Here is a 13,409-nt window from a genome sequence, read left to right on the forward strand (position 1 = left end):
GGCCCAAGGATGGCCGAGCGCCTGACATCGGTAAAACGCTGATTTGTGTGCGTTGTATTCACGGAAGATGATTGATCCGGCCGACCGACCAGGTTTTGCCGTCAAAGGCCAACTCGGTCACCGACAGGTTGTCGATGCGATGGGCAAAGGCCTGTTGCGCGTCCAGATCCAAGGCACGCTGTACCTGGGTCAGGATCACGCCGAAATGAGCCACGATGACCAGATTGGCGTCTGTATGCATACCGATCAAACCGTCGATCGCCGCGTCGACCCGCGCGCGGACCGCGTTCCAGCTTTCGCCGTTGGGCGGCCGCACGTCGCCTGGGCTGTCCCAATAGGCAAAGGCCAGTTCGGGGTCTTCTGCCTCGATCTCGGGAAAGGTGCGCATTTCCCAAGTGCCGAAATGGATCTCGCGCAGGTCGGGGTGGTGCGGCAGGCGGCGGCGCGTGCCTTGAATTGCCGTGGCCGTATCCGCAGCGCGCGACAGGTCCGAGGAAATGACCAGCGCATCCCGCGGCAGGTGGTCGTGCAGGCGCGTGAGGGCCGCGTGGTCGCTCAGGTCGGCGGGAATATCGGACCAGCCCACCATCGTCTTGGCATGGGTCGGGCCGTGGCGGACCAAATGCAACCGGGTCACGGCAACTGGCCTTTCAAGACCTGCGGTAGTCCCGCGATGACCTGAACCACCAGATCGGCTTGGGCGGCGAGGGCAATGTTCAGCCGCCCCTGCGCCTCGCGGAATTTGCGGGCCAGCGCATTGTCGGGAACGATACCGTGTCCCACCTCGTTCGAGACCATCACGACCTGCGCCGGGCAGGTCCGTAGCGCGGCCAAAAGGGCGGCCTGTTCCCGTTCAAGATCGCTGTCGGCAAGCAAGTGATTGCTGAGCCACATCGTGGCGCAATCGATCAGGCAGACCTGATCCGGGCTCAGCCCCGCCAGCGCCGGACGCAGGTCCATCGGGGCTTCGATCGTGTGCCAGCCGTCGCCTCTTTGGTCCACATGGCGCCTGATTTTTAGGCGCATCTCATCATCAAACACTTGTGATGTTGCCAGGTAGACGCGGTTTTTTCCTTTTGAAACAACGAGTTGCTCGGCAAATGCAGATTTTCCCGACGCCGCGCCACCCAGCACAAAGGTTAAATCGGGATGCATTTTTTACTACCTTTACAGTGATCCACCCGGTGCGCCCTTGCGTATCGACCATACGTCGGCAAGGCAAGACCGGCGGCGCCTACGACAGATGGGAGAGCTGCATGGCACTGGATAACCCGAACGACTTCTCGATGTCCCGGCAGGCTATGAAAGCCGAATTGCTGGATGCGGAAACCGAATTGCGCCTAGCCTACGCTTGGCGCGACGAGCGCGACGAACAGGCCCTACACCGATTGATTATGGCCTATATGCGACTGGCAATTTCAATGGCGGCCAAGTTCAAACGCTATGGCGCGCCGATGAATGACCTGATCCAAGAGGCCGGGCTGGGCCTAATGAAGGCAGCAGACAAGTTCGACCCGGACCGCGGGGTTCGCTTCTCGACCTATGCGGTGTGGTGGATCAAAGCCAGCATTCAGGACTACGTGATGCGCAACTGGTCGATGGTGCGGACCGGTTCGACGTCATCCCAGAAATCCCTGTTCTTCAACATGCGCCGGGTGCAGGCGCGGCTGGAGCGCGAAGCCGCGTCCGATGGTCTGGAACTGGACCGGCACCAGCTTTACCAGATGATCGCGGCCGAGATTGGTGTTCCGCTGCGTGATGTCGAAATGATGCATGGCCGGCTGGCTGGGTCCGATTTTTCTCTGAACGCCGTGCAGTCGGCCGACGAAGATGGACGCGAATGGATCGACGCGCTGGAGGATGACAGCGCGCAGGCCGCCGAACTGGTGGAACATGGACACGACACCCGCCAATTGCGGGAATGGCTGATCACGGCGATGCAGGCGCTGAACGACCGGGAACGTTTCATCGTGCGCGAGCGAAAGTTGCGCGACCCGGCGCGGACGCTGGAAAGCCTCGGTCAGGAATTGGGCCTGTCGAAAGAGCGCGTGCGCCAACTCGAGGCGGCGGCATTCGTGAAAATGCGCAAGAGCCTTGAAGGGCAATCGCGCGAGGTGCAACACTTCTTCGCATGAGATTTCTTGCGATTCTGACGGCGGCTGCCGTTTCCCTCACCGGTCTGGCGCGCGCGGCGGCGGCCGGTGAATACATACCCGACGATGTTCTAGCCCTGATGAAAGAGGCCGATGTGGTCATTCTGGGCGAGGTTCACGACAACCCGCGCCATCACGTGGTGCAGACCGAGGCAATTGCAGCGATCGAGCCGTCGGCCGTCGTTTGGGAAATGGTCACCGAAGAGGGCGCGCAGCGTCTGGCGCAGACGGCCGCGTCAAACCCCGAGGAACTGTCGCGCATCCTGCGCTGGGCCGAATCCGGATGGCCACCGCTCAGCATGTATTATCCGGTTTTTCAGGCTTCGAACGCCCCGGTCTATGGAGCTATGGTGCCCCGTGCGGCTGCCCGGGCCGCGATGGAGCGCGGGGCCGCGACCGCGCTGGGCGCGGATGCGGCGCGATACGGCCTGACCGTGCCGCTGGCCCCCGAGGATCAGGCGGCGCGCGAGGCCGAGCAGCAGGCGGCCCACTGCAACGCCATGCCCGCCGAGATTTTGCCACAGCTGGTCGCCATCCAACGCCTGCGCGATGCGGTTCTGGCCCGCGCCATCCTGCGCGCGGTGGATGAGACCGGCGGACCGGTGGCGGTGATCACGGGCAATGGGCATGCGCGCAAGGATCAGGGCATTCCGACCTTCCTAACGCGTCTGCAGCCGGGGCTGAGGCTGTTCGTGTTGGGGCAGGCCGAAGACGGTGCGCTGACCGGTGAATTCGATGCGGTGATCAACAGTCCCGCCGCCGATCGCGAGGACCCCTGCAAGGCGTTCGAGACGCAGGATTAACCGCTGGAACTCGGGCCATGCGTGGCATAGTGTCGGGTCCGACTGCGACCGGGAAAGGCTGAACATGCTGGCATCCAAACGGATTCTCCTGATCATCGGCGGAGGCATCGCGGCCTACAAGTCGCTCGACCTGATCCGCCGCCTGCGCGAGCGGGGCGCCTCGGTCACTCCGGTCCTGACCCGCGCGGCCGAAGAATTCGTGACACCGCTTTCGGTGGCGGCCCTGGCCGGGGAAAAGGCCTATCGCGATCTGTTCGACCTGACGGATGAGGCCGAGATGGGGCACATCCAACTGTCGCGCTCGGCCGATCTCGTGGTAGTCGCGCCCGCGACGGCCGATCTGATGGGCAAGATGGCCGGAGGGCTGGCCAACGATCTGGCCTCGACCCTGTTGATGGCGACGGACACGCCGGTTCTGTGCGCGCCGGCGATGAACGTACGGATGTGGACCCACCCGGCAACCCAACGCAACCACCGTCAGTTGATCGCCGACGGGGTTCGGTTCGTGGGGCCGAACGATGGCGACATGGCCTGCGGCGAATACGGGCCCGGGCGGATGTCCGAGCCGCTGGAGATCGTCGCGGCGGTCGAGGCGGCGCTGGCGGACGGTCCGTTGACGGGCAAGCGGATTCTGGTGACCTCGGGGCCGACGCACGAGCCGATCGACCCGGTGCGGTACATCGCCAACCGGTCCTCGGGCGCGCAGGGCGCCGCGATTGCCCGGGCTCTGGCGGCGCTGGGGGCCGAGGTGGTCTTTGTCACCGGTCCCGCCGAGGTGCCGCCGCCCGACGGCGTGCAGGTGGTGCGTGTCGAGACCGCGCAGCAGATGTCGGATGCGGTGGATGCCGCCTTGCCGGTGGATGCGGGCGTGTTCGCCGCCGCGGTGGCCGACTGGCGCGTTGACGGGGCCTCGGACCGGAAGCTCAAGAAAAGCCGCGATGGCACGCCCGCGCTGGAGTTTGCCGAGAACCCGGACATCCTGAAGCGGGTGTCGCACTTGGGTGCTGGCCGGCCCGCCTTGGTCGTGGGTTTCGCCGCCGAGACTGACGACGTGATCGCCCATGCAACCGCCAAGCGGGCGCGCAAGGGCTGTGACTGGATCGTGGCCAATGACGTTAGCCCGGCGACGGGGATCATGGGCGGGGCCGAGAACGCGGTTGTGCTGATCACGGACCAGGGCGCCGAAGAATGGCCGCGCATGGGCAAGGACGCGGTGGCTGCGCGATTGGCGGAACGGATTGCGGCGGCTTTGGCCGGGTGACCGGCCCATTGCAGGTGCACGCAGTTGGAAAACGAGGGGGCAGCGATGGTGGCAATTCGGGTGATCCGGGAAGACGAGGCCGATCCGGCGGTTGCATTGCCGTCTTATGAAACGGCCGGTGCCGCCGGTGCGGATGTGCGGGCCAACCTGCCGGATCGGGGCAAAATCGTTCTGATGCCCGGAGAGCGCGCCCTGGTGCCGACCGGCCTGCGGATCGAGATACCGGATGGATATGAGGTGCAGGTCCGCCCACGCTCGGGGCTTGCCTTGAAACATGGGATCACGCTGCCCAACGCGCCGGGCACGATCGACAGCGACTATCGCGGCCCGCTGGGGGTGATCGTGCTGAACGCGGGGCAGGACCGGTTCGAGATCGCCCATGGCGACCGGATCGCGCAGCTGGTCGTCGCGCCGGTCGTGCGGGCCCGGTTCGAGCTGACCGGCCGCCTGCGGCAGACGGAACGCGGAGCCGGTGGGTTCGGTTCCACCGGGCGCAGCTGATGCTGTTGGTCTTGATTCTGGCTGCGGGGCTGTGGGGGCTGGGCTATCTGACCGGCGCATCCCGAACCGCGCGATGGGTCTCGATTCTGGTTCTACTGGCGGGAGTCGTGCTGTCGCATCTGGTGCTGCCCGATGGGCACCCGGTCCGTCTGGCCACCGGAGGGTCGGCCGCGATGTGGTTGATTCTGGTGGGGGCGGTGGCTTTGGTGACGGGGTATGGCGCGATCGTGAAAGCGTTGCGCCGTCGTGCCCATTCGGTGCAGGCCGAGCCTGCGCCCGCCCCCGCCGGGCAGTTCAGCCAGACCGAACTGGAACGCTATGCCCGTCACATCGTCCTGCGTGAGTTGGGCGGACCGGGCCAGAAACGCATGAAGACGGCGCGCGTGCTGGTGATCGGCGCCGGGGGGCTTGGCGCGCCGGCCTTGCAATACCTGGCGGCCGCGGGTGTCGGTACGATCGGCGTGATCGATGACGACGTGGTCGAAAACGCCAACCTGCAGCGGCAGGTGATCCATCGCGATACCGACATCGGCATGCCCAAGGTCTTCTCCGCGCAGCAGGCGATGGAGGCGCAGAACCCCAACGTCATCGTGCGCCCCTATCACCGTCGTCTGACCGAGGAGATCGCCGCCGAGCTGTTTTCCGACTATGACCTGATCCTCGATGGAACCGACAATTTTGAGACCCGATATCTGGCCAACCGCACCGCCGTGGCGCTGGGCAAACCGCTGATCTCGGGCGCGCTGTCGCAGTGGGAGGGGCAGCTGAGCGTGTTTGATCCGGCCAGCGGCGCGCCCTGCTACCAGTGCATCTTCCCCGAGGCTCCGGCCCCGGGTCTTGCGCCCTCTTGCGCCGAGGCCGGGGTGATCGGGCCGCTGCCCGGCGTGGTGGGCGCAATGATGGCAGTCGAGGCGATCAAGGTGATCGCCGGTGCCGGTCAGGCCCTGCGCGGCGAGATGCTGATCTATGACGCGCTTTACGGTGAAAGCCGCAAGATCACCCTGTCAAGGCGCGCCGATTGCCCCGTCTGCGGGCAATTGGGCTGAGAGCACCCGCTCCAGAAACCTGGCGTCCGCCTCTGGACGATCCTTGCCGCTATTCCTAGCTTGACGCTCAAAGGAGTATTCGATGAGCAACCCGATCCTGTCCGACTGGACGACCCCGTTTGAAATCGCGCCTTTTGCCCAGATCTCGGATGATGACTTCGCCCCGGCGCTCGAGCAGGCGCTGCAGGCGCATACCGACCAGATCGCGGCGATTGCGGCTAACCCCGAACCGCCAAGCTTTGCCAACACGATCGAGGCGCTCGAGGCCGCCGGTGAAGGTCTGAGCAAGGTTCTGTCGGTATTCTACACCGTGGCCGGAGCCGACAGCAATCCGGCGCGCGAGGCGCTGCAGCGCGACTTTTCGCCCAAGCTGGCGGCCCATTTCGCGGCGATCTCGTCGAACAAGGCCCTGTTCCGGCGGGTGGCGGACCTGTGGGCGCAGCGGGACGACCTGGGCTTGACCGAGGAACAGGCGCGGGTGCTGATGCTGACCCATCGCGGCTTTGTCCGCTCGGGGGCGGCCCTGCAGGGCAAGGCGGATGCCCGCATGCAGGACATCAAGGCGCGTCTGGCCAGCCTTGGCACCGCCTTCACCCAGAACCTGCTGGCGGACGAGCGCAACTGGTTCATGCCGCTTTCCGAGGATGATCTGGACGGGCTGCCCGATTTCGTGATCGACGCCGCGCGGGCCGCGGGCCGGGAAAAGGGGGCGGATGGCCCTATCGTGACCCTGTCGCGGTCGCTGATCGTGCCGTTCCTGCAATTCTCGCCCCGGCGCGACCTGCGCGAGAAGGCCTATCGCGCCTGGACGGCGCGTGGGGCGAACGGGGGTGAAACCGACAACCGCGACATCGCGGCCGAGATCCTGAAGCTGCGCGAGGAACGCGCCCGGCTGCTGGGCTATGAGAATTTCGCGGCCTTCAAGCTGGAGACCGAGATGGCCCGCAGCCCCCAGCGCGTGCGCGAACTGCTAATGCAGGTCTGGACCCCCGCCAAGGCCCGCGCCGAGGCCGATGCCGCGGTGCTGACGCAGATGATGCAGGCCGACGGCATCAACGGTCCGCTCGAACCGTGGGACTGGCGCTATTATGCTGAAAAGCGCCGCAAGGCCGAGCATGACCTTGATGAGGCGGCGCTGAAGCCCTTTCTGCAACTGGACCGGATGATCGAGGCCGCGTTTTCTTGTGCCAACCGTCTGTTCGGGCTGGAGTTCGCGCCGCTGGATGTGCCGCTGTATCATCCCGATTGCCGGGCCTGGGAGGTCACCCGAAATGGCCAGCATGTGGCCGTTTTCATCGGCGACTATTTCGCGCGCGGCTCGAAACGGTCTGGCGCATGGTGCAGCGCGATGCGGGCGCAGGCCAAGTTTCCCAAGGTGCAGACGCCGATTGTCATCAACGTGTGCAATTTCGCCAAGGGTGACCCGGCCCTGTTGTCCTATGACGACGCGCGGACCCTGTTCCACGAATTCGGGCACGCCCTGCATCAGATGCTGTCGAACGTGACCTATGAAAGCATCTCGGGCACCAGCGTCGCGCGGGATTTCGTCGAGCTGCCGAGCCAGCTGTACGAACATTGGCTGGAAGTGCCCGAGGTGCTGGCCCAGTTCGCGACCCATGCCGAAACCGGTGAGCCGATGCCGCCCGAGATGCTGGAAAAGGTTCTCGGTGCGGCCAATTTCGATCAGGGCTTCCAGACGGTGGAATATGTGGCCTCGGCGCTGGTCGATCTGGCCTTTCACGAAGGTCCGGCTCCGGCCGATCCGATGGCGCGGCAGGCCGAGGTTCTGGCCGAGATCGGGATGCCGCATGCGATCGGGATGCGCCACGCGACCCCGCATTTCGCGCATGTCTTTGCCGGGGACGGCTACAGCTCGGGCTACTACAGCTATATGTGGTCCGAGGTCATGGACGCGGATGCCTTTGCGGCCTTTGAAGAGGTCGGCGGTGCGTTCGACCCCGAAAAGGCGCGGGCGCTGGAAGAACACATCCTGTCGACCGGCGGCTCGAAAGAGGCCGAAGATCTGTATCTGGCGTTTCGCGGTCGCTTGCCGGGCGTTGATGCCTTGCTGAAAGGGCGGGGCTTGATCGCGGCGTGACCGACCGGTTGCGCCCCGCCGCGCGCTGCCCATTGCGGGCCGGGCGACGGACCAAGTGAGATTGGCATGCGGGGCTGTTCCGGCGCCGTCAGTAGCCCAGGTCGCGATCGACCAGATGCAAAAGCGACTGTCCGGCTTCGTTGCGTCGGATGTTCTCGCAGATGACCTGGGCTGCGGTCTCGGGCCGGGTTTCCGAGGCGATATGGGGCGTGACCGTCACGTTCGGATGCGCCCAATAGGGATGCTGGGGCGGCAAGGGTTCGGTGCGGAACACGTCCAACGTTGCATGGGCGATCTGGCCCGTGTCTAACGCTTGCAGCAGGGCCTGATCGTCGATCAGCGCTCCGCGCCCCGGATTGATGATCCGGGCACCTTTGGGCAGCAGGGCCAGCGTCTCGGCGTTCAGGGTGTTTTCGGTCGCCGGGGTATTGGGCAGCAACAGAACCACGATGTCGGCCTGTCGCAACGCGCGGCGCAGGCCGTCAGGCCCATGCATGCCGCTGACTCCGGGGATGGTCTTGGCGGTGCGGCTCCAACCGATGACGTTGAACCCGAGTCTGGACAGCGCCACGGCCGCCGCCTGCCCCAGCGCCCCCAGCCCCAGCACGCAGACCGTTCGCTGGGACGCCAAAGGCGGAGGGTCCGGGGCCCAGACACCGTCTTGCACCGTGATGTGCCGGTCCATGCCCAGATGGTAGCGCAGGACGTGGCCCACCACCCATTCGGTCATACCCTGAGTCAGGCCGTGATCGACCATCCGGGCCAGCGGAACGGTCAGGGTTTCGTTTCCGGCGATCTTCTCGACCCCCGCCCAGAGGCTGAGCACCGCCTTCAACCGCTTGAACGGGGTGAAATCCAGCAGACCGCCATTGGGGGCATAGACGACATAGTCCACCTGTTCCGGCGGAAGATCGGTGGCGATGGTGGCGTCCAGCCCCGACAGGCCCTTGGTCAAGAGCGGTTCATAGACCGGCCACAGGGCAGGGCGGGCAGAGAACAGGACATTGATCGACATCGCAAGCCTTTCGGGTCAGCGGGGGCGGTGGATGTGGGCGCTCTGGACGATGCCGAAGGCGACCATCAGCACCAGCATGGCCGAGCCGCCATAGCTGACCATCGGCAGCGGCACCCCCACCACCGGGGCCAGACCCATGACCATCGACATGTTGACCGCAAAGAACAGAAAGAAGTTCAGCGAGATGCCCAAGGTCACCAGGGACGAATACCGGTCTTTGGCGGACAGGGCGGTGACAAGGCAGAAGACAAGAATCAGCCCGTAGAGCGTCAGCAGCGTGATGCCCCCGACGAAGCCGAATTCTTCGGCCAGGGTCGTGAAGATGAAGTCGGTGTGCTTTTCGGGCAGGAAGTTCAGGCGCGACTGCGTGCCCTGCATGAACCCACGTCCGTTCCAGCCGCCGGACCCCAGCGCGATTTTCGACTGGGTGATGTGATATCCGGCGCCCAGAGGGTCGCTTGAGGGGTCGAGAAAGGTGTCGATGCGGCGGAACTGATAGTCTTTCAGCAACTGCCAGTCGGTACCGCGACTTTTGAACACGGCAGTGATCAGGCCCACCCCCGCCGCGATGACGGCGGCGAAATAGGCCCAATGCACGCCTGCCAGAAACATCAGCCCACCCCCGGCCGCCAGCAGCAGGATCGCGGTTCCCAGGTCCGGCTGTTTCAACACCAGCGCGGTCGGGATCAGGATCAGGAGAAGAGGCAGAAGCACCCAGAGCGGTCGCGACGTCTTTTCCGAAGGCAGCCAGTCGTAGTAGGCAGCCAACACCATCACCAGCGTGACCTTGGTCAGTTCGGAGGGCTGCAGCCGCATGAACCCCAAGTCGATCCAGCGCTGGGCGCCCATGCCAACCGTGCCGAACAGCTCGACCAGCACCAACAGGCCTAGAGAGCCGAGATAAGCCAGCAAGGACATGCTGCGCCAGAACCAGATCGGGATCAGCGCCACGATGAACATGACCGCAAGGCCGAGGCCGAAACGCTCCATTTGCGGTTCCGCCCAAGGGCGCCACGACCCTCCGGCGACCGAATACAGCATCAGAAAGCCGGCGCTGGCGACGCTGATCAGCAACAGGGTCAGGGGCCAGTTCATGTACAGAAACTTGCGCAGCCCGGTCGGCGTGGTCTTTACGGCATATTCTAAATAGCTCATGCGCGATCCTTCTTCTCGGGCCGCGCCTTGGGACGCCGATCGCCTTCCAGGCGTTTTTGCTGTTCCTTGATACGCTCTCGGTCGGCCACCGGATAGGCCTCGAGCGGGGGCGTGCCACCGTACAGCGCCTGCAGCATCACGTCGCGGGCGACCGGCGCCGCCGCCTTGGAACCGCCGCCGCCGTGCTCGACGACCACCGCCACCGCAAATTTCGGATTGTCATAGGGCGCGAAGCTGACGAACAGGGCATGGTCGCGGCGCTCCCACGGCAGGTCCTCGTTGCGGATCACGCCAGCGGCGCGCTCGGCCTTGGTGATGTTGCGCACCTGGCTGGTGCCAGTCTTGCCCGCCATCCGGAACTCGTCGGCGATGATGCGGCTGCGATAGGCCGTCCCGCGACGGTCGTTCGAGACCGTAAACATCGCCTTGCGGACCTGTTCAAGGTTGCGGGGGTTCACGTCCAGCGGCGCGCCCTCGCCCGTGGGCTGTTCGACCCCGTTGACGCTGCGGATCAGACGCGGCGTGACCGCGCGCCCTGTGGCGATCCGGGCCGACATGACGGCCAGCTGCAAGGGCGATGCCAGCATGTAGCCCTGCCCGATCGAGGCGTTGGCCGTGTCGCCGATCAGCCATTCCTGGCCGTGGACGCGCCGTTTCCATTCCTGGTTCGGGGCAAGACCCGCGGCCACGGCCGACATCGGTAGGTCGTGTTTGATGCCCAGACCGAACTTGCGCGCCATGTCCGAGATTCTGTCTATCCCAACGCGCAGGGCCACGTCATAGTAGTAGACATCACAGCTGCGCTTCAGCGAGGTTTCAAGGTCGACGGTCCCATGCCCGCCGCGTTTCCAGCAGTGGAATCGCCGGCTGCCCACCTTCAGGTAGCCGGGACAATAGACGGTGTTGCCCGGGCCCACGACGCCGGCCTCCAGCGCGGCCAGCGCGGTGATCATCTTGAAGGTCGACCCGGGCGGATAAGTGCCCTGAACCGTCTTGTTGGCCAGCGGGCGATGGTTGTTCTGAGTCAGGGCCTGGTAATCCGCCACCGAGATCCCACGCACGAACAGGTTGGGGTCGAAGCTGGGTGTAGAGCTGATTGCCCGCAGATCGCCCGTCTCACAATCGATCACGACCACGGCGGCGCTTTCGCCGGCCAGCCGGGCCTGCGCGTATTCCTGCAGGTCGGCGTCGATGGTCAATTGCAGGTCAGCGCCGGGCTGGCCCTCGCGGCGGTCAAGTTCGCGCATGACCCGGCCGGTTGCATTGACCTCGACCCGCTTGGCGCCCGCCTTGCCGCGCAGCAGGTCTTCCTTCTTGGCCTCAAGCCCGACCTTGCCGATCTGAAAGCGCGGGATCATCAACACCGGCTCGGGGTCTTCCATCTTGCTCAGGTCGTAGTCGCTGACAGGTCCGACATAGCCGACCACATGGGCGAAATCCTCGTAGCGGGGATATTGGCGGGTCAGGCCGACCTCGGGCGTGACGCCAGGAAGGGCCGGGGCATTGATCGCCACTTTCGAGATGTCCTCCCACGTCACCTGGTCGGCCAAGGTGACGGGCAGGAACGGGGCCGTGCGCCGCATTTCGGTCTTGGCGCGCTCGATCTCTTCTTCCTTCAACGGGATCAGCCGCGCCAGATCAGCGATCACCTTGTCGACGTCGCCGGCGTCCTCGCGCACGATGACGATCCGGTACGAGGGCGAATTCTGCGCGATCACCTGTCCGTTCCGGTCATAAATACGGCCTCGGGTCGGCGGGATCAGCCGGATGTTGATGCGGTTCTCTTCGGCCAGCAGCCGGTATTGATCGGCCTGTTCGACCTGCATGTACCGCATGCGCGCCGCCAGCCCCCCGGCAAAGGCAAGCTGCATGCCGCCCAGTACCAGGGCCCGCCGGGTCAGGCGTTTGTGGGCCAGGCCTTTGTCCCTGGTGGGGCGTTTCATGCCTGCCCCCCCCGGATCGTCGGGTCGACCGCCGACGGGCGCCGGACGCCCAGAACGCCCTGGCCGAAGATGACGACAAGCGGGTAGACCATCACGGTCAGAGCCGCCTGGACCAGAACCGGCGCCAACGCCCCCTGTTCGACCGATAGCAGCCCCAGCACGATGCGGTTTGACAGGAAAATAGCCACAATGACCGCCCCGACCGATGTCCACTCCGCTACAAAGCCCATATCGCGCATGCCCGGCCCGGCCGACCGAAGATAGGACGCGCCCATGACCACCAGCGCCGCCAGCAGGCCCGGTGGGCGTTGCAGCAACAAATCTTCCATCAACATGACGAACGCCACGCTGAGGGTTGGAACGTCGTCAGGCCGCCGTAGGACCCATGCGAAGGTCAAGGCGATCAGTAATTCGGGAAACGGCCAGCGATCGGGGCGGGTGTCCAATGGCAATAGGTGGAAAAACATCACCAGCATGCCCAAGGCCAGATAGAGGCCCCGCATCATCCACAAGCGCGACGCGGCCCTATCCATCGGCGGCCTCGTCATTGGGAAGCAGCAACGCTTCGGGGCGTTTCGGACCGACCAACCCGCCCGGATCGCGGATTGGATCGGCCGCGTGATAGCGCAGCACACGCAGGAACTCCAAGCGTTCGAAATCTGCCGACAGGCGTACGCGCAGGCGGCCGCTGGGGTCTTCCGCGATCTGGCCGATCAGCAGGCCCGCCGGAAAGACGCCGCCATCGCCCGAGGTCACCACGCGGTCGCCAGGACGCACGAGTTCGCGGTTTTCCAGAAATTCGACCACGGGCGCCGGGGTGTTGTCCCCTTGGATCAGCGCCGTCTGGCCGGACGGTTGAATGGTGGCGGGTATCGCGCTGGACGCGTCCGTCAGCAGGATCACCCGCGCCGTGTCTGGCCCCACGCCCGAGATACGCCCCACCACCCCGATGCCGTCCATCGTGGCCCAGCCGTCGACGATGCCATCGCGCTCGCCGACGTTCAGCAAAACCGATTGCCGGAACGGTGACCCGCTGTCGGCCATGACGACGCCGGTGATGTAAGTCAGACGCGGATCAAGTCGAACATTGTTCAGGTCCAATAGGCGCGCATTTTCCTGCTCCAGTTGCAGCGCGGCCTCTTTCCAGGCGCGCATGCGACGCAGTTCGCTGCGCAGTTCGCGGTTCTGTTCGCTGAGCCGCTGATAGCTTTGAAAATCCCGCACCAGGTTAACGGTGGCCGTCACCGGCACCATGGCCCAATCCATCGAGGGCACCACCGTATCGACCACCTGCGCCCGGAACCGCTCGACCCGGGGACTGTCGATGCGCCAGACCAGAAAGATGCCCAGCAGGCACAAAACGACGATCCCCGTGAACAAGCGGCGCAGGGGGGTGGTATAGTCGTCGCGCTGTGCCCGGTCTTTTGCCACAGG

Annotated in this window: 13 protein-coding genes; 6 read left to right on the top strand and 7 right to left on the bottom strand. The window is 65.0% G+C overall.

The window, feature by feature from the left end:
- Positions 1-58 precede the first annotated feature (58 nt).
- Positions 59-637, bottom strand: a complete 579-nt coding sequence (locus AC2FMN_RS10765; protein WP_496688119.1) for a histidine phosphatase family protein — start codon at positions 635-637, stop codon at positions 59-61.
- The gene (cobU, locus tag AC2FMN_RS10770; protein ID WP_496688120.1) at positions 634-1,155 is read right to left on the bottom strand and encodes a bifunctional adenosylcobinamide kinase/adenosylcobinamide-phosphate guanylyltransferase; all 522 of its coding nucleotides are present in this window, start codon (positions 1,153-1,155) and stop codon (positions 634-636) included. Before cobU ends, AC2FMN_RS10765 begins: the two co-directional genes overlap by 4 nt.
- A gap of 101 nt (positions 1,156-1,256) precedes the next feature.
- Here cobU and AC2FMN_RS10775 point away from each other — a divergent pair, with 101 nt between their 5' ends.
- The 6 genes from AC2FMN_RS10775 (at position 1,257) to AC2FMN_RS10800 (ending at position 7,862) form a co-directional block, all read left to right on the top strand.
- Positions 1,257-2,135 (top strand): RNA polymerase factor sigma-32, encoded by an 879-nt coding sequence (locus AC2FMN_RS10775; RefSeq protein ID WP_496682065.1) that lies wholly within the window; start codon positions 1,257-1,259, stop codon positions 2,133-2,135.
- The gene (locus tag AC2FMN_RS10780) at positions 2,132-2,956 is read left to right on the top strand and encodes a ChaN family lipoprotein (protein WP_496688122.1); all 825 of its coding nucleotides are present in this window, start codon (positions 2,132-2,134) and stop codon (positions 2,954-2,956) included. The genes AC2FMN_RS10775 and AC2FMN_RS10780 overlap by 4 nt, the downstream gene beginning before the upstream one ends.
- A 64-nt stretch (positions 2,957-3,020) precedes the next feature.
- Positions 3,021-4,217 (top strand): bifunctional phosphopantothenoylcysteine decarboxylase/phosphopantothenate--cysteine ligase CoaBC, encoded by a 1,197-nt coding sequence (gene coaBC, locus AC2FMN_RS10785; RefSeq protein ID WP_496688124.1) that lies wholly within the window; start codon positions 3,021-3,023, stop codon positions 4,215-4,217.
- Between the two features lie 45 nt (positions 4,218-4,262).
- Positions 4,263-4,718: a dUTP diphosphatase gene (dut, locus tag AC2FMN_RS10790; RefSeq protein ID WP_496688126.1), complete on the top strand. Its 456-nt coding sequence runs from the start codon at positions 4,263-4,265 to the stop codon at positions 4,716-4,718.
- Positions 4,718-5,764 carry a HesA/MoeB/ThiF family protein gene (locus AC2FMN_RS10795; RefSeq protein ID WP_496688128.1) on the top strand — a complete coding sequence of 349 codons (1,047 nt, stop codon included), beginning with the start codon at positions 4,718-4,720 and terminating at the stop codon, positions 5,762-5,764. Before dut ends, AC2FMN_RS10795 begins: the two co-directional genes overlap by 1 nt.
- Before the next feature lie 82 nt (positions 5,765-5,846).
- Positions 5,847-7,862 carry a M3 family metallopeptidase gene (locus tag AC2FMN_RS10800; protein WP_496688130.1) on the top strand — a complete coding sequence of 672 codons (2,016 nt, stop codon included), beginning with the start codon at positions 5,847-5,849 and terminating at the stop codon, positions 7,860-7,862.
- An 88-nt stretch (positions 7,863-7,950) separates the two neighbouring features.
- On the opposite strand, the gene AC2FMN_RS10805 is transcribed toward AC2FMN_RS10800, so the two are convergent.
- Genes AC2FMN_RS10805 through mreC form a run of 5 tightly spaced genes read right to left on the bottom strand, consistent with a single transcriptional unit; the run spans position 7,951 to position 13,406 of the window.
- Positions 7,951-8,877 (bottom strand): 2-hydroxyacid dehydrogenase, encoded by a 927-nt coding sequence (locus AC2FMN_RS10805; protein ID WP_496688132.1) that lies wholly within the window; start codon positions 8,875-8,877, stop codon positions 7,951-7,953.
- A gap of 15 nt (positions 8,878-8,892) precedes the next feature.
- Positions 8,893-10,032, bottom strand: a complete 1,140-nt coding sequence (gene rodA / locus AC2FMN_RS10810; protein ID WP_496681881.1) for a rod shape-determining protein RodA — start codon at positions 10,030-10,032, stop codon at positions 8,893-8,895.
- The gene (gene mrdA, locus AC2FMN_RS10815) at positions 10,029-11,975 is read right to left on the bottom strand and encodes a penicillin-binding protein 2 (RefSeq protein ID WP_496688133.1); all 1,947 of its coding nucleotides are present in this window, start codon (positions 11,973-11,975) and stop codon (positions 10,029-10,031) included. Before mrdA ends, rodA begins: the two co-directional genes overlap by 4 nt.
- On the bottom strand, positions 11,972-12,508 hold the full coding sequence (locus AC2FMN_RS10820) for a rod shape-determining protein MreD (RefSeq protein ID WP_496688134.1): 537 nt from the start codon (positions 12,506-12,508) through the stop codon (positions 11,972-11,974). The genes mrdA and AC2FMN_RS10820 overlap by 4 nt, the downstream gene beginning before the upstream one ends.
- The gene (gene mreC, locus AC2FMN_RS10825; RefSeq protein ID WP_496688136.1) at positions 12,501-13,406 is read right to left on the bottom strand and encodes a rod shape-determining protein MreC; all 906 of its coding nucleotides are present in this window, start codon (positions 13,404-13,406) and stop codon (positions 12,501-12,503) included. Before mreC ends, AC2FMN_RS10820 begins: the two co-directional genes overlap by 8 nt.
- Positions 13,407-13,409: the final 3 nt, after the last annotated feature.

This window comes from Ruegeria sp. BHSC037, from assembly GCF_059613045.1.